Genomic DNA, 16,196 nt, shown 5'->3' on the forward strand with positions numbered 1-16,196 from the left:
AGGATGCGGCCTCTGATGCGACGCATGGTGATCGACACCGTGCTGTCGGTCATACTGATCGCCCTGACCGCGCCGTTCGGCCTCGAATGGGTGGCGATCTCACGCGTCATCCACGGTGTGCTTTGGGTGGTGGTCTATGCGCCCCTGATGCGCGAAATGCTCGGCTTGCGCTGGCGTGAGCTGGGCTCGGTCTTCGCCCGCAGCGCTCTGGGCAGCATCGCCGCAGTAGCACCGCTTCTGGTGAGTTACGCGGTCTGGGACGGTCCTGAGCAGATCGGCTTCATGCAAGCCGGCAGCATGGTCGCGCTGGGCATCCTGCTCTGGCTCGGCATCCTGCGCGCGGTGGCTCATCCCCTGCATGACGAGATCGCCGACCTGGTCGGCATCGTGATCCGGCAGCTGCGTTGCATCCGGCATCCTGCAACGCGTTGATTCGCTGGCGCCGAGGACAAGACAGGCGTAGACTTCGCAGCGGGAGAACCGCCATGTCTGCCAGAAGTGCAACCGTGGCATTGAGCATCGCGCTAAGCGTCTGCATCGCGCCTGTTCGTGCTGCCGAGGATACCGCCCCGCTGATCAACCCGGACCTTGTCCAACTGGAAAAGGACCGGACGAACCGCATGACCGTGCCGGTCACCATCGGCAAGCATGGTCCCTTCGATTTCCTGATCGATACCGGTTCGGAACGCACCGTTCTGTCGCGCAAGGTCGCGACCGAAATGGGGCTCCCGGTGACCGGGAGCGGCGTGATTGTCGGCGTGGCCGGATCGCTGCCGGTGGAACTGGTCGATGTGGACGAGCTGACCTTCGGTCGCAGGACATTCTACAGCCTCAACGCCCCCCTGCTCGAGGGTGAGCATATCGGAGCCGACGGCATCGTCGGTCTCGACAGCCTGCAGGAGCAGCGCGTCGTATTCGACTTTGCCCGCAATCGCATGCTCGTGGATGAGGCCAGAAAGAGGACCGGCCTCAGCGGCTTCGACATCGTGGTGAAAGCGCGACGCAGATCGGGCCAGCTCATCATGACCAATGCTCTGGTCGATGGGGTGACGACCGACATCGTTATCGATACCGGATCGGACGGATCGGTCGGCAACCTTGCCCTTCAACGGGCCTTGTCGCGCTCGAGGAAGACGATGACGACATCGCTCTATTCGGTGACGGGGCAGGTTCTCCTTGCTGACATTCGCCTCGCCAAGGTCGTGGAGATTGATGGCATGCGCCTCAACAACACGATGATCGCCTATGCCGACGCGCCCGCCTTCGCGCGACTGGGCCTATCCAAGCGACCGGCCCTGCTGATGGGCATGTCGCAACTGAGGATGTTCAGCCGCGTTGCGATCGACTTTGCCGCACGCCGCGTCCTGTTCGACATGCCGTCGACGATCGCGAGGCTGGACCGCGATGGCTTGCCTTACTGATTGAGGCCCGCTCAGGTCACGGAATGATCGCGGGGGCTGGCACTTGGCCCCAAGCGCCCTATGTGGAGGCGATGCCGCCCGAAACTCCATCGACCTCGCCAGACGCCCGCCACGATGGCTGGCAGACGCTTCGACGCTTCCTTCCCTATCTCTGGCCCGCAGACAATGCCGTGCTGCGGCGCAGGGTCATGGGCGCGTGCCTGATGGTGCTGCTCGGCAAGGCGACGACGCTTGCCCTGCCCTTTGCCTACAAGCAGGCGGTGGATGCAATGACGCTGAACACGGGCAAGTCGCAGGCGGCGCTGACCGTCGCGATGGCCTTCGTGCTGGCCTATGCACTCGGCCGCTTTGCCGGAGTCGCGTTTGACAACTTGCGCAACATCGTGTTTGAGCGCGTCGGGCAGGATGCGACGCGCCATCTGGCCGAAAACGTGTTCGCCCGCCTCCACCGCCTCAGCTTGCGCTTTCATCTTGCCCGCCGCACCGGCGAGGTGACCAAGGTGATCGAGCGCGGAACCAAGAGCATCGACACGATGCTCTACTTCCTGCTGTTCAATATCGCGCCGACGATCATCGAGTTGACCGCCGTGATCGTGATCTTCTGGCTGAACTTCGGGCTGGGACTCGTCATAGCCACCATCCTGGCAGTCATCGCTTACGTCGTGGTCACGCGCACGATCACGGAATGGCGCACGCACTTGCGCGAAAAGATGAACCGGCTCGATGGACAGGCACTCTCGCGCGCGGTCGATTCGCTGCTGAACTACGAGACCGTGAAATACTTTGGCGCGGAATCGCGCGAGGAAGCTCGGTATGCCTCGGCGGCGCGCGCCTATGCCGAAGCTGCGGTCAAGAGCGAGAACAGCCTCGGCCTGCTCAACATTGCGCAGGCGATCATCGTCAACTTGCTGATGGCAGGCGCGATGGCGTGGACGGTGTGGGGTTGGTCGCAAGGCAAGCTGACCGTGGGCGACCTCGTGTTCGTCAACACCTACCTCACCCAGCTTTTCCGCCCGCTCGACATGCTCGGCATGGTCTATCGCACGATTCGCCAGGGCCTCATCGACATGGCCGAAATGTTCCGGCTAATAGACACGCCGGTCGAAGTGGCCGATGTGCCCGGCGCGCCAGCATTGGTGATCCAGCGCCCGAGCGTGACGTTCGACAAAGTCGTGTTCGGCTATGACCGGGATCGCGAAATCCTCCACGGCCTGTCGTTCGAGGTGCCCGCAGGCAGCCGCGTTGCCATCGTCGGGCCCTCGGGCGCGGGCAAATCGACCATAGCGCGGCTGCTGTTCCGCTTCTACGATCCATGGTCGGGCCGCATCCTGATCGACGGGCAGGACATATCGCAAGTGACACAGGCGTCGTTGCGGGCGGCACTTGGCATCGTCCCACAGGACTCGGTGCTGTTCAACGACACCATCGGCTACAACATCGCCTATGGCCGCGACGGCGCAGGACAGGACGAAGTCGACGCGGCCGCGCGCGGCGCATCCATCGCCGACTTCATCGCGCGCCTGCCCAAAGGCTACGACACCGAAGTCGGCGAACGCGGCCTGAAGCTATCGGGCGGCGAAAAGCAGCGCGTCGCCATCGCGCGCACGCTGGTCAAGAACCCGCCGATCGTGCTGTTCGACGAAGCGACCAGCGCGCTCGACAGCCGCACCGAGCAAGACATTCTCACCACGATGCGCGACGTGGCCAGCCAGCGGACCACGCTCTCTATCGCGCACCGCCTGTCGACAATTGCGGATTCGGACACGATCCTCGTGCTCGATCAGGGGCGGCTGGCAGAACAGGGCAGCCACACCGATCTTCTGCGGCGCGATGGGCTCTATGCAGAGATGTGGGCACGACAGGCACAGGAAAGCGCAGAGGTCAGCGAGGCGGCGGAGTAGCGCGCACTGCGCTGGATTGCTTCGTCGCTGCACTCCTCGCAATGACGAATTCTGTTAAGTCCCCAATTTCGTCATTGCGAGCGCAGCGAAGCAATTCAGAGCGGTGCGCACTAACCGCAAATTTCGGCAAACAGGTCGCGCCAGACCGGGTTACCTGCCTCGATCAGCGCAAGCTTTCGTTTGCGTGAACCGCCCTTGATCCGCTTTTCGCGTGTGATGGCATATTCCATCGTGGCGTGCAGTTCGAACCAAACGAGCAGCTTGCATCCGTACCGAGAAGTGAACCCATCAACGATTCCGTCACGATGCTGCCATACGCGTTGAACAAGGTTACTGGTGACACCAACATAGAGCGTCCCATTGCGTGCTGACGCCATGATATAGACCGCTGGCTGAAAATCACGCTTCACCACTCTGGATTGCTTCGTCGCTTCGCTCCTCGCAATGACGAATGGTTTGATATTGGCAGAACCTACTTCACCACATCAGCCTCATGCCACACCACGGCCTGCGCCACCTTGATGCAGTCCATCCCGCCATCATAGGTCATCGAGGGCGAGCCGTAGAGCCGCCAGCCTTGGGCCAGCGCCTCGGACACGCGCTCGCAGAAGGCACGGTCATCCTTGCCGGTGAGCAGGCGGTAGATCGGGCGGTCTTCAGGCGTCTGGTGCATGGGGGTCCTCAAACTTGTGCGCGCCAACAGAAAAGCAGACCATCCTCTTCGTCAAGCCGTTCGCCGGTCCGGGCAAACCCATTGCGTTCAAGCACGCGCTGCGATGCGGTGTTATCGACGCTTGTCTCGGCAACGATCGCGCTCACCCGCCCAATGCCGCGCGCCCATTCGAGCAGAGTCGCGACGGCCGCACCGGCGTGGCCCCTGCCCTGCGAGCCGGGTGCTACGCCGTAGCCGATCTGGACAACGTCGCCACGAACAAGCGCCGTGATCGAGAGCAGGCCGACCACCTCATCGTCCGATATCATCAGCCACGCGGGCGGCGAAAACTGTTCGACCATGGCCTCGGCCAGCCCTGCCAGCATCTCGAGCACCTCAGCACTGGCAACCGGCGTCGCGGCAAGCGCGGTTCCATCGGCCAGTGCCTCGCCCGCGATCATGCTCGTGAAATGCTCCGGCGTTGCAGCCAGAAGCCGAAAGGTCACGTCCGGCGACCTAGTCCTGCCCCGGAAATCGCGCAAAGGTGGGCAGTGCGTGCTGTTCCGCCATCCAATCGATCCGGTCAGCGACCTGAATGTGGCACTGCGGTGGCAACCGGGAAGGATCGTCGAAAGTCGCCGACTGGATGTCGACGATGCCGGGCAGCATCTCTGCATTGCGATAAAACAGCCCCGTCCCGCATTTCGGGCAGAAGCTGCGCATCGCCGAGCCCGACGAGTTGTGCGTCATGACCTCGCCCTGCTCGACGGTCAGTTCACTCTCGGCGAATGCAGCCCAGCCAACCATCGGCGCGCCCGCACTTTTGCGGCAGTCGCTGCAATGGCACAATGCAACGTGCTGCGGCTCACCCTCGACCGAGTAGCGAACCGAACCACAGTGACATCCACCTGCATGCTTCATGAAGCTCACTCCGCTAAGTCGGCGTGAACATTAAAAGAACACTGCGTGGGCTACAAGATATACTTCGAAAGGTCCGCATTCCCGGCAAGCACTGCCAGCTTGGACGCAACATAAGCCTCGTCGACCACGACCGTTTCGCCTGTGCGGTCCTCGGCATCGAAACTGACTTCCTCGAGCAGCTTCTCCATCACTGTCTGCAACCGCCGCGCGCCGATGTTCTCGACGCTTTCGTTGACCTGGGCCGCCGTGCGGGCGATCGCGCGGATCGCTTCGGGCGTCACCTCCAGCGTAACCTGTTCGGTCGCCAGCAACGCGCAATACTGCTGGACCAGATTGGCGCGCGTTTCAGACAGGATGCGCACGAAATCGTCTTCGGTCAGGGCTTGCAGTTCGACCCTGATCGGCAGGCGGCCCTGCAGTTCGGGCAGCATGTCGCTCGGCTTGGCCACATGGAACGCGCCGCTTGCGATGAACAGCACGTGGTCGGTCTTCATCGGACCGTACTTGGTGGCGACCGTCGTGCCCTCGATCAGCGGCAGCAGATCGCGCTGCACGCCTTCGCGGCTGACCGATCCTCCGCGCACGTCGGACACCGCGATCTTGTCGATCTCGTCGAGGAACACGATGCCGTTGGTCTCGGCATTGCGAATCGCCTCGCGCGCGACATCGTCCTGATCCATGCGCTTTTCGGCTTCTTCGTCGACCAGCTTGTCCCAGGCATCGGCTACCCGCATCTTGCGACGCTTGAGGTTCTGCTTGCCGAACGCCTTGCCCATCATGTCGCTGAGGTTGATCATGCCGACACCGCCGCCCATGCCGGGAATCTCCATCGGCATCGAGGGCGCGTCCTCCACCTCGATCTCGACTTCGACTTCGTTCATCGAACCATCGGCCAACCGCGCCTTGAAGCTCTCGCGCGTTGCCTCGCTGGCGCCATCGCCAACCAGCGCCTTGAGCAGCCGGTCCATCGCGGCCTTGCTCGCGGCTTCGCGCACCGCATCGCGGCGGCGGTCCTTCTCCAGCCGGATGGCCTCTTCCACCAGGTCGCGCGCGATCTGCTCGACGTCGCGGCCAACATAGCCGACCTCGGTGAACTTGGTCGCCTCGACCTTCACGAAGGGCGCATCGGCGAGCTTGGCCAGACGGCGGCTGATCTCGGTCTTGCCGCAGCCCGTGGGCCCGATCATCAGGATGTTCTTCGGCGAAACTTCGTCGCGCAAGTCGGCCGAGAGGCGCTGACGGCGCCAACGGTTGCGCAGCGCGACGGCTACGGCCTTCTTCGCGTCGGTCTGGCCAACGATATGTTCGTCCAGCGCGCGGACAATGGCCTTGGGGGTCAGGGATTCGTTCATGGGGATCAGATTTCTTCCAGCGTCACGCGATCGTTGGTGAATACGCAGACTTCAGCTGCAACTTGCATGGCGCGGCGCGCGATCTTTTCCGGGTCGTCTTCGTAATCGGTGAGCGCCTTGGCGGCCGCGAGCGCATAGTTGCCGCCCGACCCGATAGCGGCAATCCCGCCTTCGGGCTCGAGTACATCACCGTTGCCGGTCAGGATAAGCATCGTGTCGGCATCGGCCACGATCATCAGCGCTTCGAGGTTGCGCAGGTATTTGTCGGTGCGCCAGTCCTTGGCGAGTTCGACGGCGGCGCGCATCAGCTGGCCGCGATGCTGCTCAAGCTTGCGCTCGAGCCGTTCGAACAAGGTAAAGGCATCTGCGGTCGCACCTGCAAAACCGGCAACAACCTTGCCTTCTCCAATGCGGCGAACCTTGCGGGCATTCGGCTTCATCACCGTGTTGCCCATGGAAACCTGGCCGTCACCTGCGATGACAATCCGGCCGCTTTTCTTCACCCCGATGATGGTGGTGCCGTGCCACTGGATCAGGCCGTGGCTCGCCCTGCTCTCGTCCATGAAAGGGCATATGGGATGCCCGCTTCAGGGTTCAAGCGTGCGATGCGTCAGCTTCCGTTGGGACCGCTGCCACCGGTCGCGCCGCCAGCGCCGCCGCCAGGGATCGCGCCCACCGCGCCGATGTTGCCGAACAGGTCCTCGAAGAAGCCACGATCGCGGCCCAGCGTCGGCGTTTTGTCCCCTTCGGGCGAGAGGCGGACGACCTTCTCGATGCCTTCGCGGTTGAGTGAGGCGACATTGCCGCGTGCGTCGAAATCGACAACGAGAATCGACTGGTTGTCAGTCTTCGGGCGGTTGAACGGCTTCTGCGTGGTGTTCATCGCGACGTAGTACCAGGTCTGCTTGCCATAGGGGCTGGTGAACGTCGGCCGACCGAGCGTGCGCTCGACCGAAAGCGTGTTGTCCACGCCCGGCTGGACCGAGGCCACGAGAGCTTCATCGATGATATAGCCGCGGTGATCCCTGATGCTGGAACACCCTGCTGCCGCCACGCCCAGGGCCAGCACCGCCGCACCCTGCACCATCAGCCGACTGTTCCGCATTCGATAACTCCGCTTACATCTTGCCTGCACTCATGCCCGTTTGCATCGGGAATGGACAGCCTATATCGGCGGACCCTTAGGGTCCAATCGGGATAACCGCAATGCTGCCCGCAACGCCTCGCCGCGTGCCGCCTTGCCACTGCCTGCTGGACGGCACAGATTTAATCGCCCCTGAACGGGCCTGAAGCCAAGGAAACGCGATGTCATTTTTGGGCAAGCTGTTCGCACGCAAGCGCGACGACCGCGATGTCGCCCGCCCGCTCTGGCACCGGACGGTCGAGATTGCGCGCGAAAAGGAATGGTACCGCGACTGCGGCGTGGCCGACACCGTTGGCGGCCGATTCGACATGATCACGCTGATCCTCTCGATCGTGCTTATCCGGATGGAGCGCGAGTCCGACCTGATCGAGCCATCGGTCCGCCTGACCGAGCTGTTCGTCGAAGACATGGACGGCCAGTTGCGCGAAAGCGGCGTGGGCGATGTCGTCGTCGGCAAGCGGATGGGCCAGCTGATGAGCGTCCTTGGGGGAAGGCTCGGCGCCTATCGCGAAGGATTGGGCGACGAAGCGGTGATGGCCGAGGCAGTCTCCCGCAACGTCACCCTCCATGACGGCACCGATCCCCTGCTGGTCGCGCGCCGTGCTCGCGCATTCGCCGCCGGGCTGGACCTTGTGCCGGCCTTCCGCGTTCTCGATGCGGAGATCGGGAAATGAGCATCGACGACACAGCCGGGCCGGAATTCTCGCATGTCATCGACCTGCGCCAGATTAACGACGAGCCCATCGTCCTCGAACCGGATGAAAACGAGCGCCGCCGCCTCGCAGCACGCTTCGGGATCAGCGCGATCGATGCGATGAAGGCCGACCTGCAGCTCAAGGTTGATGGCAACACCGTCGAGGCCAAGGGCCACCTGACCGCAAGGATCGTCCAGGCCTGCGCCATTTCGGGCGAGGACTTCCCCGTTGCGATCAACGAAGACATCGCGCTGCGCTTCGTGCCGCTATCCAGCCCTCGCGCGCCGGACGAGGAAATCGAGATCACCGCCGACGATTGCGACGAGATCGACTATGAAGGCACAAGCTTCGACCTTGGCGAAGCGGTGGCGCAAAGCCTTGCCCTGGCCATTGATCCTTTCGCCGAAGGGCCTGACGCCGACAGGGCAAGAGCCGAACACAATCTCGGCGGCGATGTCGCTTCCGGGCCATTCGCTGCGCTTGCGGCCATGAAGCCAAGGGACTGAGCGTTTGGCACCTCCCCATGCCCGCTCACGCGACCTGACCAGCGGGCCCATCCTCAAGACACTTGTGCTGTTTTCGGCACCGACACTGGCCTCGAACATCCTCCAGTCGCTCAACGGATCGATCAATTCGATCTGGGTAGGCCGTCTGCTGGGCGAGGGCGCCCTTGCCGCCACTGCCAATGCCAACGTCATCATGTTCCTCGTCTTTGCCGCCGCCTTCGGCTTCGGCATGGCGGCTACGGTCAAGATCGGACAGGCGTTCGGCGCGCGTGACGTGCTGGCCGCCCGGCGAACGTTCGGCTCGGCGGTGGGGTTCTGCGTGCTGCTCTCGCTGGTCGTTGGCACGCTGGGCTGGGTGTTCGCTCCCGACCTGCTCACCGCGATGGGCGCGCCGGGAGAAACCTATATCTACGCGCTGACCTATCTGCGGGTGATCTTTGTCGCCATGCCCGCATCGATGATCACGGTCATGCTCGGCATGGGCCTGCGCGGCGGTGGCGACGCTGCGACCCCGCTCAAGTTCATGATCCTCTCGTCGGTTCTCGACGTCGGGCTCAATCCCCTGCTGATCGGCGGGTTCGGGCCGATCAGGCCTCTCGGGATCGCTGGCGCCGCGCTGGCAACGGCTATCGCCTCGTTCGTGTCGATGGCGGGGATCGTCGCCTACGTCTACGCCAAGGACCTGCCGCTGCGCTTGAAGGGCGCGGAACTCAAGTGGCTCTGGCCGCGCCGCGACGAGCTGCGATACATCCTGACCAAGGGCCTGCCGATGGGCGCGCAGATGCTCGTCATATCGGCGGCAGGCATCATCGCCATCGGCCTGGTCAACCGCGAAGGCCTGCTGGTGAGCGCGGCTTATGGCGCCGCGCTGCAGCTCTGGACCTACCTGCAAATGCCCGCGATGGCGATTTCCGCAGCCGTCAGCGCGATGGCTGCACAGGCCATCGGTGCCGGCCTCGATGACCGACTGGGCAGGATCTCGCGCTCGGGGATCTTCCTGACGCTTTCGGTTACCGGTGCGCTGTGCGCGATCATTCTCCTGTTCGACCGGCCCGCGCTGGAATTGTTCCTCGGCTCGACCAGTCCCGCCGTGGACGAAGCGCGCCATATCCAGTTCCTTGCGAGCTGGAGTTATGTCCTGTTCGGAATCACGATGGTGCTGTTCGGGACGATGCGGGCGGGCGGCGTGGTATGGACGCCGCTGATCATCCTGGCGACGGTCATGTACCCCGTGCGGCTGGGCTTCTACTACGCATTCTATCCCGCGCTTGGAGCAGATGCGCTGTGGCTGGCCTTTCCGGTCAGTTCAGCGATTGCGGTGATGATGTCGGTTTACGCCTATCGCCGCCCGGGCTGGCGCCAGCAGGCGCGGGCCGTTCCGGACGACGAATGCGAGGAAGAGACGCATGCCGACGCCGATACCGCCGGGCGCATGGCACCCAGCATCTGAAACGCAGTCAGCGGCTCTGCGCGCGCCAGCGCTGTACGGTGCGTTCGACCGCCCGTTCCTCGCCGCCGCCCTTGCTCCACAACTCGTAGAATGACGGGTCGTTCGATGCCGGGCGCTTGATCGCTTCGAGTTCATCGAAAGACACGCGCATCGGGATCGAGACGCCCTCGCCCGAGATGATGCACTCGCGGTTGCGCAAAGCCGGAATCGTATCGACAAAGCCGCGCGCGCCTTCGGGCATGGCAGCCTTGACGAAGGCCTGGTCGCGCTCGTTGTTGAGGCGCATCGCGATGATGGTGCCGCACTGCGACAGCACGCCTTCGGCAAGATCCGAGGGACGCTGCGTGATCAGGCCGAGGCTGACGCCATATTTGCGGCCTTCCTTGGCAATGCGCGACAGGATCCGCCCTACAGACGACCCGTCCGAGTTCTTTTCGTTGGGGACGTAGCGGTGCGCTTCCTCGCAGATCAGCAGCACGGGCCGTGTTTCCTCGTCACGCGACCAGATCGCGAAATCGAAGACCAGCCGGCTCAGCACCGCGACAACAGTGGAGGTGATTTCCGAAGGCACGCCGGAAACGTCGATGATGGAGATCGGCTTGCCGTTGGCAGGCATGCGGAAGATCTTCGAGATGAACTCGGCCATCGTATCGCCCACCAACATGCCGGAGAACATGAACTGGTAGCGCGGGTCGCTGCGCACTTCCTCGATCTTGGTCTTGAGCCGCATGTAGGGCACCGAGTTGGTACCCTTGTCGAGCTTGCCCATCTCGTTCTGCAGGATGTTGAGCATGTCCGACAGAAGATAGGGGATCGGCGAATCGACGGTGATCTTGCCGATCTGCTCGGCAAGCCGGTTCTTCTGCCGTGCGGCCAGCAGGCACTTGGCAAGAATGTCCTGGTCTATCTGTCGGTTGGTGCCCGACGAGGTGACGAAGACCTCGCAATGCTCTTCGAAATTCATCAGCCAGTAGGGCATCTGCAGATTCGACACGTCGAGAAGCTGCCCGGTAACCCGGAAGGCGCTGGCATATTCCCCGTGGGGATCGATCATGACGATATGGCCGGCCGGTGCCATCTCGCAGATGCGGTGGAGGATCAGCGCGGCCGAGGTCGACTTGCCGGTGCCGGTCGAGCCGAGCAGCGCGAAATGCTTGCCCAGAAGTGCATCGGGATAGAGCCCGGCGCGAATGTCGCGCGTGGGGAAAACCGTTCCGATCGAAATGTTGGTGCGGCCATCGCTTGCATAAATCTGGCGCAGGTCGTTGCTGGTGGCCGGGTAGACCAGAGCACCGGGCACCGGATAACGCGTCACGCCGCGGCGGAAGCCATAGATCCGTCCGGTGAGCCGCTCTTCCTCGCCCTCGCCCAGAAAATCGATCTGTGCGACCACGCCGCCTTCTACCGAGGTATCCTGACGCTGTGTCCGCACACTGGCCAGAAGCCAGGAATTGCCGACGCGGATCTTGATCTGGCTGCCGACCTTGCCGGAAAGCGCGATCGAAGGATCGGGATCGTTCGAACACTGCTCGAGCCGCGCAAGGTCCAGCCCGATGGCAGAACTTGAGCCCGCAATCTCGCGCACGAATCCAATTGGATGGCGCGCGTTTTCGGAAACCTGCTGCGCCTCGGGCAGGACGAACGGCGCGCGCGCCTCGCGTTCGTTATCGATCGCCGGCTTTGCCTGATCAAATCCCTGCACACCCATGTCGGACATTTAAAGAAATCCCCAGGCCAAACCGGCTCCTTCGTCAGGGGATAGGGGAAACGGGTTAATATCGGCTAAACCAATGGCTCACGCCGCGATACTTACACCAGAGCAAACAAGCGCCCTGCGATCCAACCCATGCCGATCGATACCAGCACGGCAAAGATGCCGTAGATCAGGCCGTTCTCTTCGGCAGCCACGGCAACGAAGCGCTCGAACCCTTCCTTCGTCACATCGACGCGGGTAATCGCCGATGCCACGACCTTGCCATCGCGAATGGCAAATGTTTCGGCAGTATAAGTGCCTACCTGCACGCTTGAAGGCAGTCGCATACGGGCCTGATAGAGCACTTGCCCGCTGATCGTGACCGCGCCTTCCTCCTCGCGATACATGCCCTCGCGGCGCATCAGATCAACAAGGCCGGCAGAGAAGCGATGCTGCTCCTCGGGCTCGATCACGCCGATTGGCGAAAGCTGCAGCCACTTGAGACCAAGTTCGTAGATCGCCGCCGTCTTGTCATCGACGATCTTTCCGATCGGCCGCGACGAGGCAATGGCGAAGTAGCTGGGAGCTGAGCGGAATTCGGTAGAATCCGCGTTGATCCAGATCCCGGCAAGCTTTTGCTTCTCGCGCAGGACGATGGACTGCAGCGGCCCTTCGAGCACGACAACGATATCGTAATCCTGTGCCGCACGGCTGCCTTCGGGGCTGAGGATCGCACCGAACAGCAAAAGGTCGGCCCCGGTGAAGCCTTGCCGCACCTGCACCTTGTGCTGCGAAATCTCGGGCACGAGGATCGGGTCCCGCGCGCCCAGCAGCAGCATGCAGGCAAGGAGCGCCCAGAGCCGCATCACAGCGCAATTACCGTGTAGATTTCATCAGGGCGGTATCCCAGCCCTAGCGCCATCCGCATGGCGACCAGCAGGACGATGACGGCCAGGATCAGACGCAACTGTTCAGGCTTCGCCTTCTGGGCGAACTGCGCACCGATCTGTGCGCCGGTCACCGAACCCACCAGCAGCAGCACCGCCAGCACGATATCCACCGCGCGGGTCGTGAGTGCGTGCATCATCGTGGTTGTCATCGTCACGAACAGAATCTGGAACAGGGACGTTCCGACAACGACGTTGACCCCCATGCCGAGAATGTAGAGCATCGCGGGAACGAGAATGAAGCCGCCGCCGATGCCCATCAGCATCGTCAGGATGCCGGTCAGCAGGCCCAGCAGCAACGGCGCCAGCGGCGAAATGTAGAGCCCCGACCGATAGAACCGCCAGCGCAAGGGCAGGCTTGCCACAAGCGGGTGATGCCGGCGCTTGCGCGCAGGCACGGGCACGCCGGCGCGGTGGGCGCGCAACGCAGTCAGGCTTTCATGCGCCATCAAACCGCCGATGCCACCCAGCAAGAGCACATAGAGAATGTTGATGACCGTATCGATCTGCCCGAGAGCCTGGAGCAGGCGAAACAGCAACGAGCCCAACCCGGTGCCAAGCACGCCGCCTGCCACGAGGACCGCCCCGATATGGTAGTCGATCCCGCCTCTGCGAGCGTGGGCGAAAGCCCCTGAAACACTGGCGCCTGTAACCTGGCTGGCCGCCGAGGCAGCGGCAACGGTCGGCGGAATGCCGTAGAAAATCAGCAATGGCGTGGTCAGGAAACCGCCGCCGACACCAAACATGCCCGAAAGCAGGCCCGTCAGCAGACCGAGGCCGACAATCACCAGTCCGTTGACCGACAGGTTCGCGATGGGAAGATAGACATCCATTGCCGTGCAGACGCTAGGCGCGGGCTGCCGTGCCAGCAACCCCGGACACCGGCGCGACACAAAAAAGCTGTGGTCTCAGAACGACGATGCGATGGTAATCGCCGGTCCCGAACCTGGCCGGGCATTGCCCGCGACCCGGAAGCGCCAGTCGAGCGCAATCCGGCTCGGCACTTCCTCTCCCAGATCTGCCGCGAACGAGACTCTCGGCCCCACGTCAAGCCGCACCGCGCCCTTCTGGCCGCCCGCCCAGAACCCTGCGCCAGCCCGCAAATCGCGCTGCGTCCCCAGCCAGTTGGGCAAGGGATGGTCGACCAGTCCCTGCGCATCGAAGAACGCCGTGCTATCGCGTCCCCCGGCATACCCCGCCTGACCATAAGCCTCCGCGCGGAAGCCGAAGGGCAGTTTCTGCCAGGGAAGCTCCGTTACCACCGTCGCCACAGGCCGCACTCGCATCGGACTGCGGCTGGTATCCTGAAGCCTTGCCTCCACGAGAACGCGCAAGGGGATGCGCGCAACTGGCCTCGCGCCAAGGCCGAGCGCGATTTCCTTGTCGTTGCCCGGCGCGTTGATGGCGAACGATGTGCGCAAATAGCCGTAAGCCGCGTTGTGGTCTCCCTTCCCGAGCCGATAGCGCACGACTGCCCCCGCCTGGCTCGCACCATAGGACGCCGCGCCCGGTGCCTGGGCAGCGGCGCCGCTGCCTCGGCGCATCAGGAGCCAGCGATCGGAACTCCAGCGCGGATCGTCCTTGAGCGGTGACGGGGCCGGTTCGGACGTCGCGGGCGACGCTTCAGGAGGTTTCGGTGGGGGGAGGCGCGGACCGGCAATGGCCGGGTTCATCCGGATCAGATCGCTTGGGGCGGCGAGTTGTCGCACGAGGAACAAGGACTCCCGGTGAGGACGTTCCAGCCTCAAGCCTTGCAACGCTATCGAGGGAATGGAGCCCGCCATCAGCATCGCAGAATTGGCCGCCGATCGCCGGTCGACCCCGGTGACTGCGCTTGCAGCCTTGGTAGCCTGCGCGGATTTCTCGGCCGACCGCGCCTGCGCCATAGCGAGCGCGGGAGGGTCTATAGCCCCCTGCATCACTCCGGGCGACCAGACCGCCGCGCGGACCATGACCCACCCCAAGACGATGGCAAGCAGCGCGACGATGGGCTGTCCGCGCCGTGCAGACGCGGCGTGCGTCATCAGGCCTGGGCCACGACCGGTCTTGCCGGATGAAAGAGGTGGGTCGTATGCTCCCACCTCAGCTTGCCGCCCAGAAGCACCTGCAAATAGGCAACCAGAGCACGGCGACCGGCCATGATCGCGATGATGTTGCCCACCGGAAAGCGGAAGACCGCGCGCACGCCTTCAACAACGCCATACTCGCGCGTGGTGAAACACAGCCGCAGGGCGAGTCGCCAGGCGAAGCTCGCGATATTCAGGCCGAGCAGCCAGCCGACCATCGGATCGGGCGCAATCGGGGCAATTGCGTGCGTGCCTTCGGCAAGCCGCACGAACGGCCAGATCACGATGAGGGAATAGGCTGCCGCCAGCACCAGCGCGACCAGCGGCCCCCGCCGGTCGCGAAGGCGCATCCACAAGTCGCACGGGCGCGCACTCCATCCCAACCTGTCCCAGCCCTGGAACGCGATGCCATGCAGCCAACGCGTCTTCTGCCGTACCGAAGCCGCGAGCGTTGCCGGAAAGAATTCGCGGGTCGCCACGAGTTGGCCGTGCCGGTCGCGCACTCGCAAAAAGCGCGACTTGCCGCCAGTCTCGCTAACCAGAAGCCCGGCCTCATAATCCTCGGTCAGGCAATCGGCGGCGAAGGGTTCGGGCGTTCCCCGTCGCGCCAGAATTCGGTCGATCGCCCGGCGCGAGAACGCGCAGCCCACGCCGGCAGACGGCAAACCGGCACCGATCCAGTTGCGCACGACCATGTCCTTGGCATGGGCCTCGGCGAATTCGTCACAGTAATGGCCGGCGATCCACGGGGAGCGCGCCTGCGGCTCGGCCCGGACAGGAATCTGCACGAAATCGACTTCGTCGAGAGCGCGGTCCATCAACGAAAGCGCGGCTGGATGAACCATGTCCTCGGCATCGTGCAGGATCAGGCACCGGACGGTTTCACCCGAGCGGCGCTCGTCCTCGCACATCGCGCGATAAAGCCGGTTGAGACAATCGGCCTTCGTCGTCGGTCCGTCGCGCGGATGAAGCACGACCCGAAGCCGGGAATCATGACCCATTGCCGTCAGCACAGCCAGCGTCGGCTCGTCATTCCGGTAGACGCCCACGTAGAGCCGGAGGTTGCGTTGTGGCCAGCTTTCCAGGCAATGTCCGACCATCGCACCGATCACGGCCGATTCTCGCCACGCCGGAACGAGCACGGCGGCAATGCCGGACAGTTCGCCCTTTGAATCATCCGTCAGACGAGGGGTCGGCGCCCTGCCGGACAGGCGCAGCCAAAGCCACATGACGTCGACCAGAAGCTCGTCCAGCGCGCCAAGGGCAAACCAGATTGCGGCAAACAGAAGCAGTTCGTGCTCCATGACCGCAAGCCACTGCAATGCCGGTATTGTCGGCGATGCCAGCAAGATCCCTGCCCCCGGAGTTTGACGCGCACCACTCGAGGCGGCACATGATCGCTGGTATGCCCGCTCCCGGCCCTTCGTGAACCAAGGACTAGTTCGAAA

At 63.5% G+C, this 16,196-nt stretch carries 18 protein-coding genes (1 of these 18 only partly in view); 6 read left to right on the top strand and 12 right to left on the bottom strand.

All coding sequences use genetic code 11. From position 1 onward, the window contains the following. From AC2A04_RS05505 to AC2A04_RS05515, 3 genes are all read left to right on the top strand, one after another. Positions 1 to 432, top strand: the end of a protein-coding gene (locus AC2A04_RS05505; RefSeq protein ID WP_484211283.1) for an oligosaccharide flippase family protein. The gene continues 1,086 nt to the left of window position 1, outside the view; only the last 432 of its 1,518 coding nucleotides appear in the window; its start codon lies off the left edge, out of view; its stop codon occupies positions 430 to 432. A gap of 53 nt (positions 433 to 485) precedes the next feature. Next, positions 486 to 1,421 carry a retropepsin-like aspartic protease gene (locus AC2A04_RS05510; protein ID WP_484211284.1) on the top strand — a complete coding sequence of 312 codons (936 nt, stop codon included), beginning with the start codon at positions 486 to 488 and terminating at the stop codon, positions 1,419 to 1,421. Between the two features lie 71 nt (positions 1,422 to 1,492). Continuing rightward, a complete protein-coding gene (locus AC2A04_RS05515) occupies positions 1,493 to 3,322 on the top strand; it encodes an ABCB family ABC transporter ATP-binding protein/permease (protein ID WP_484211690.1) in 1,830 nt (609 codons plus the stop codon). A gap of 110 nt (positions 3,323 to 3,432) precedes the next feature. Here AC2A04_RS05515 and AC2A04_RS05520 read toward each other — a convergent pair whose 3' ends face one another. The 7 genes from AC2A04_RS05520 to AC2A04_RS05550 form a co-directional block, all read right to left on the bottom strand. Further along, a complete protein-coding gene (locus AC2A04_RS05520; protein ID WP_484211691.1) occupies positions 3,433 to 3,699 on the bottom strand; it encodes a GIY-YIG nuclease family protein in 267 nt (88 codons plus the stop codon). Positions 3,700 to 3,794: 95 nt separating this feature from the next. After that, on the bottom strand, positions 3,795 to 3,995 hold the full coding sequence (locus AC2A04_RS05525; RefSeq protein WP_465126412.1) for a DUF1737 domain-containing protein: 201 nt from the start codon (positions 3,993 to 3,995) through the stop codon (positions 3,795 to 3,797). An 8-nt stretch (positions 3,996 to 4,003) separates the two neighbouring features. Continuing rightward, positions 4,004 to 4,480, bottom strand: coding sequence for a GNAT family N-acetyltransferase (locus AC2A04_RS05530; RefSeq protein WP_484211285.1), 477 nt, complete (start codon positions 4,478 to 4,480; stop codon positions 4,004 to 4,006). Between the two features lie 10 nt (positions 4,481 to 4,490). Further along, positions 4,491 to 4,895, bottom strand: coding sequence for a GFA family protein (locus tag AC2A04_RS05535; RefSeq protein WP_484211286.1), 405 nt, complete (start codon positions 4,893 to 4,895; stop codon positions 4,491 to 4,493). 50 nt (positions 4,896 to 4,945) lie between these two features. Continuing rightward, entirely contained in the window at positions 4,946 to 6,247 is a 1,302-nt protein-coding gene (gene hslU / locus AC2A04_RS05540) for an ATP-dependent protease ATPase subunit HslU (RefSeq protein WP_484211287.1), read from the bottom strand. A 5-nt stretch (positions 6,248 to 6,252) separates the two neighbouring features. Beyond that, positions 6,253 to 6,810: an ATP-dependent protease subunit HslV gene (gene hslV, locus AC2A04_RS05545; RefSeq protein ID WP_484211288.1), complete on the bottom strand. Its 558-nt coding sequence runs from the start codon at positions 6,808 to 6,810 to the stop codon at positions 6,253 to 6,255. 47 nt (positions 6,811 to 6,857) lie between these two features. Next, complete coding sequence (locus AC2A04_RS05550; protein WP_484211289.1) at positions 6,858 to 7,352, bottom strand: outer membrane protein assembly factor BamE; 495 nt, start codon at positions 7,350 to 7,352, stop codon at positions 6,858 to 6,860. A 200-nt stretch (positions 7,353 to 7,552) separates the two neighbouring features. Here AC2A04_RS05550 and AC2A04_RS05555 point away from each other — a divergent pair, with 200 nt between their 5' ends. Genes AC2A04_RS05555 through AC2A04_RS05565 form a run of 3 tightly spaced genes read left to right on the top strand, consistent with a single transcriptional unit; the run spans position 7,553 to position 10,042 of the window. Continuing rightward, on the top strand, positions 7,553 to 8,065 hold the full coding sequence (locus AC2A04_RS05555) for a ubiquinol-cytochrome C chaperone family protein (RefSeq protein ID WP_484211290.1): 513 nt from the start codon (positions 7,553 to 7,555) through the stop codon (positions 8,063 to 8,065). Beyond that, on the top strand, positions 8,062 to 8,592 hold the full coding sequence (locus AC2A04_RS05560) for a YceD family protein (protein WP_484211291.1): 531 nt from the start codon (positions 8,062 to 8,064) through the stop codon (positions 8,590 to 8,592). Before AC2A04_RS05555 ends, AC2A04_RS05560 begins: the two co-directional genes overlap by 4 nt. Before the next feature lie 4 nt (positions 8,593 to 8,596). After that, complete coding sequence (locus AC2A04_RS05565; RefSeq protein WP_484211292.1) at positions 8,597 to 10,042, top strand: MATE family efflux transporter; 1,446 nt, start codon at positions 8,597 to 8,599, stop codon at positions 10,040 to 10,042. Between the two features lie 7 nt (positions 10,043 to 10,049). On the opposite strand, the gene AC2A04_RS05570 is transcribed toward AC2A04_RS05565, so the two are convergent. From AC2A04_RS05570 to AC2A04_RS05590, 5 genes are all read right to left on the bottom strand, one after another. Then, entirely contained in the window at positions 10,050 to 11,759 is a 1,710-nt protein-coding gene (locus AC2A04_RS05570; protein WP_484211293.1) for an ATP-binding protein, read from the bottom strand. A 92-nt stretch (positions 11,760 to 11,851) separates the two neighbouring features. Then, positions 11,852 to 12,574 (bottom strand): TIGR02186 family protein, encoded by a 723-nt coding sequence (locus tag AC2A04_RS05575; protein WP_484211294.1) that lies wholly within the window; start codon positions 12,572 to 12,574, stop codon positions 11,852 to 11,854. A 26-nt stretch (positions 12,575 to 12,600) separates the two neighbouring features. After that, positions 12,601 to 13,515 carry a sulfite exporter TauE/SafE family protein gene (locus AC2A04_RS05580; protein ID WP_484211295.1) on the bottom strand — a complete coding sequence of 305 codons (915 nt, stop codon included), beginning with the start codon at positions 13,513 to 13,515 and terminating at the stop codon, positions 12,601 to 12,603. 75 nt (positions 13,516 to 13,590) lie between these two features. Next, positions 13,591 to 14,706, bottom strand: coding sequence for a hypothetical protein (locus AC2A04_RS05585; RefSeq protein ID WP_484211296.1), 1,116 nt, complete (start codon positions 14,704 to 14,706; stop codon positions 13,591 to 13,593). Further along, positions 14,706 to 16,097 (bottom strand): glycosyl transferase family protein, encoded by a 1,392-nt coding sequence (locus tag AC2A04_RS05590; protein WP_484211297.1) that lies wholly within the window; start codon positions 16,095 to 16,097, stop codon positions 14,706 to 14,708. The genes AC2A04_RS05585 and AC2A04_RS05590 overlap by 1 nt, the downstream gene beginning before the upstream one ends. Positions 16,098 to 16,196 lie beyond the last annotated feature (99 nt).

It is taken from the genome of Novosphingobium sp. HNCC26DJ243 (assembly GCF_057180545.1).

What these genes read in the sequence shown, in the direction of transcription:
- AC2A04_RS05560 (WP_484211291.1), top strand. Translation starts at nt 8,062, where the DNA reads ATGAGCATCGACGACACAGCCGGGCCGGAATTCTCGCATGTCATCGAC.
- AC2A04_RS05525 (WP_465126412.1), bottom strand. Translation starts at nt 3,995, where the DNA reads ATGCACCAGACGCCTGAAGACCGCCCGATCTACCGCCTGCTCACCGGC.
- AC2A04_RS05535 (WP_484211286.1), bottom strand. Translation starts at nt 4,895, where the DNA reads ATGAAGCATGCAGGTGGATGTCACTGTGGTTCGGTTCGCTACTCGGTC.
- AC2A04_RS05550 (WP_484211289.1), bottom strand. Translation starts at nt 7,352, where the DNA reads ATGCGGAACAGTCGGCTGATGGTGCAGGGTGCGGCGGTGCTGGCCCTG.
- AC2A04_RS05580 (WP_484211295.1), bottom strand. Translation starts at nt 13,515, where the DNA reads ATGGATGTCTATCTTCCCATCGCGAACCTGTCGGTCAACGGACTGGTG.
- AC2A04_RS05575 (WP_484211294.1), bottom strand. Translation starts at nt 12,574, where the DNA reads ATGCTGCTGCTGGGCGCGCGGGACCCGATCCTCGTGCCCGAGATTTCG.
- hslU (WP_484211287.1), bottom strand. Translation starts at nt 6,247, where the DNA reads ATGAACGAATCCCTGACCCCCAAGGCCATTGTCCGCGCGCTGGACGAA.
- AC2A04_RS05585 (WP_484211296.1), bottom strand. Translation starts at nt 14,706, where the DNA reads ATGACGCACGCCGCGTCTGCACGGCGCGGACAGCCCATCGTCGCGCTG.
- AC2A04_RS05510 (WP_484211284.1), top strand. Translation starts at nt 486, where the DNA reads ATGTCTGCCAGAAGTGCAACCGTGGCATTGAGCATCGCGCTAAGCGTC.
- hslV (WP_484211288.1), bottom strand. Translation starts at nt 6,810, where the DNA reads ATGGACGAGAGCAGGGCGAGCCACGGCCTGATCCAGTGGCACGGCACC.
- AC2A04_RS05555 (WP_484211290.1), top strand. Translation starts at nt 7,553, where the DNA reads ATGTCATTTTTGGGCAAGCTGTTCGCACGCAAGCGCGACGACCGCGAT.
- AC2A04_RS05520 (WP_484211691.1), bottom strand. Translation starts at nt 3,699, where the DNA reads ATGGCGTCAGCACGCAATGGGACGCTCTATGTTGGTGTCACCAGTAAC.
- AC2A04_RS05570 (WP_484211293.1), bottom strand. Translation starts at nt 11,759, where the DNA reads ATGTCCGACATGGGTGTGCAGGGATTTGATCAGGCAAAGCCGGCGATC.
- AC2A04_RS05515 (WP_484211690.1), top strand. Translation starts at nt 1,493, where the DNA reads ATGCCGCCCGAAACTCCATCGACCTCGCCAGACGCCCGCCACGATGGC.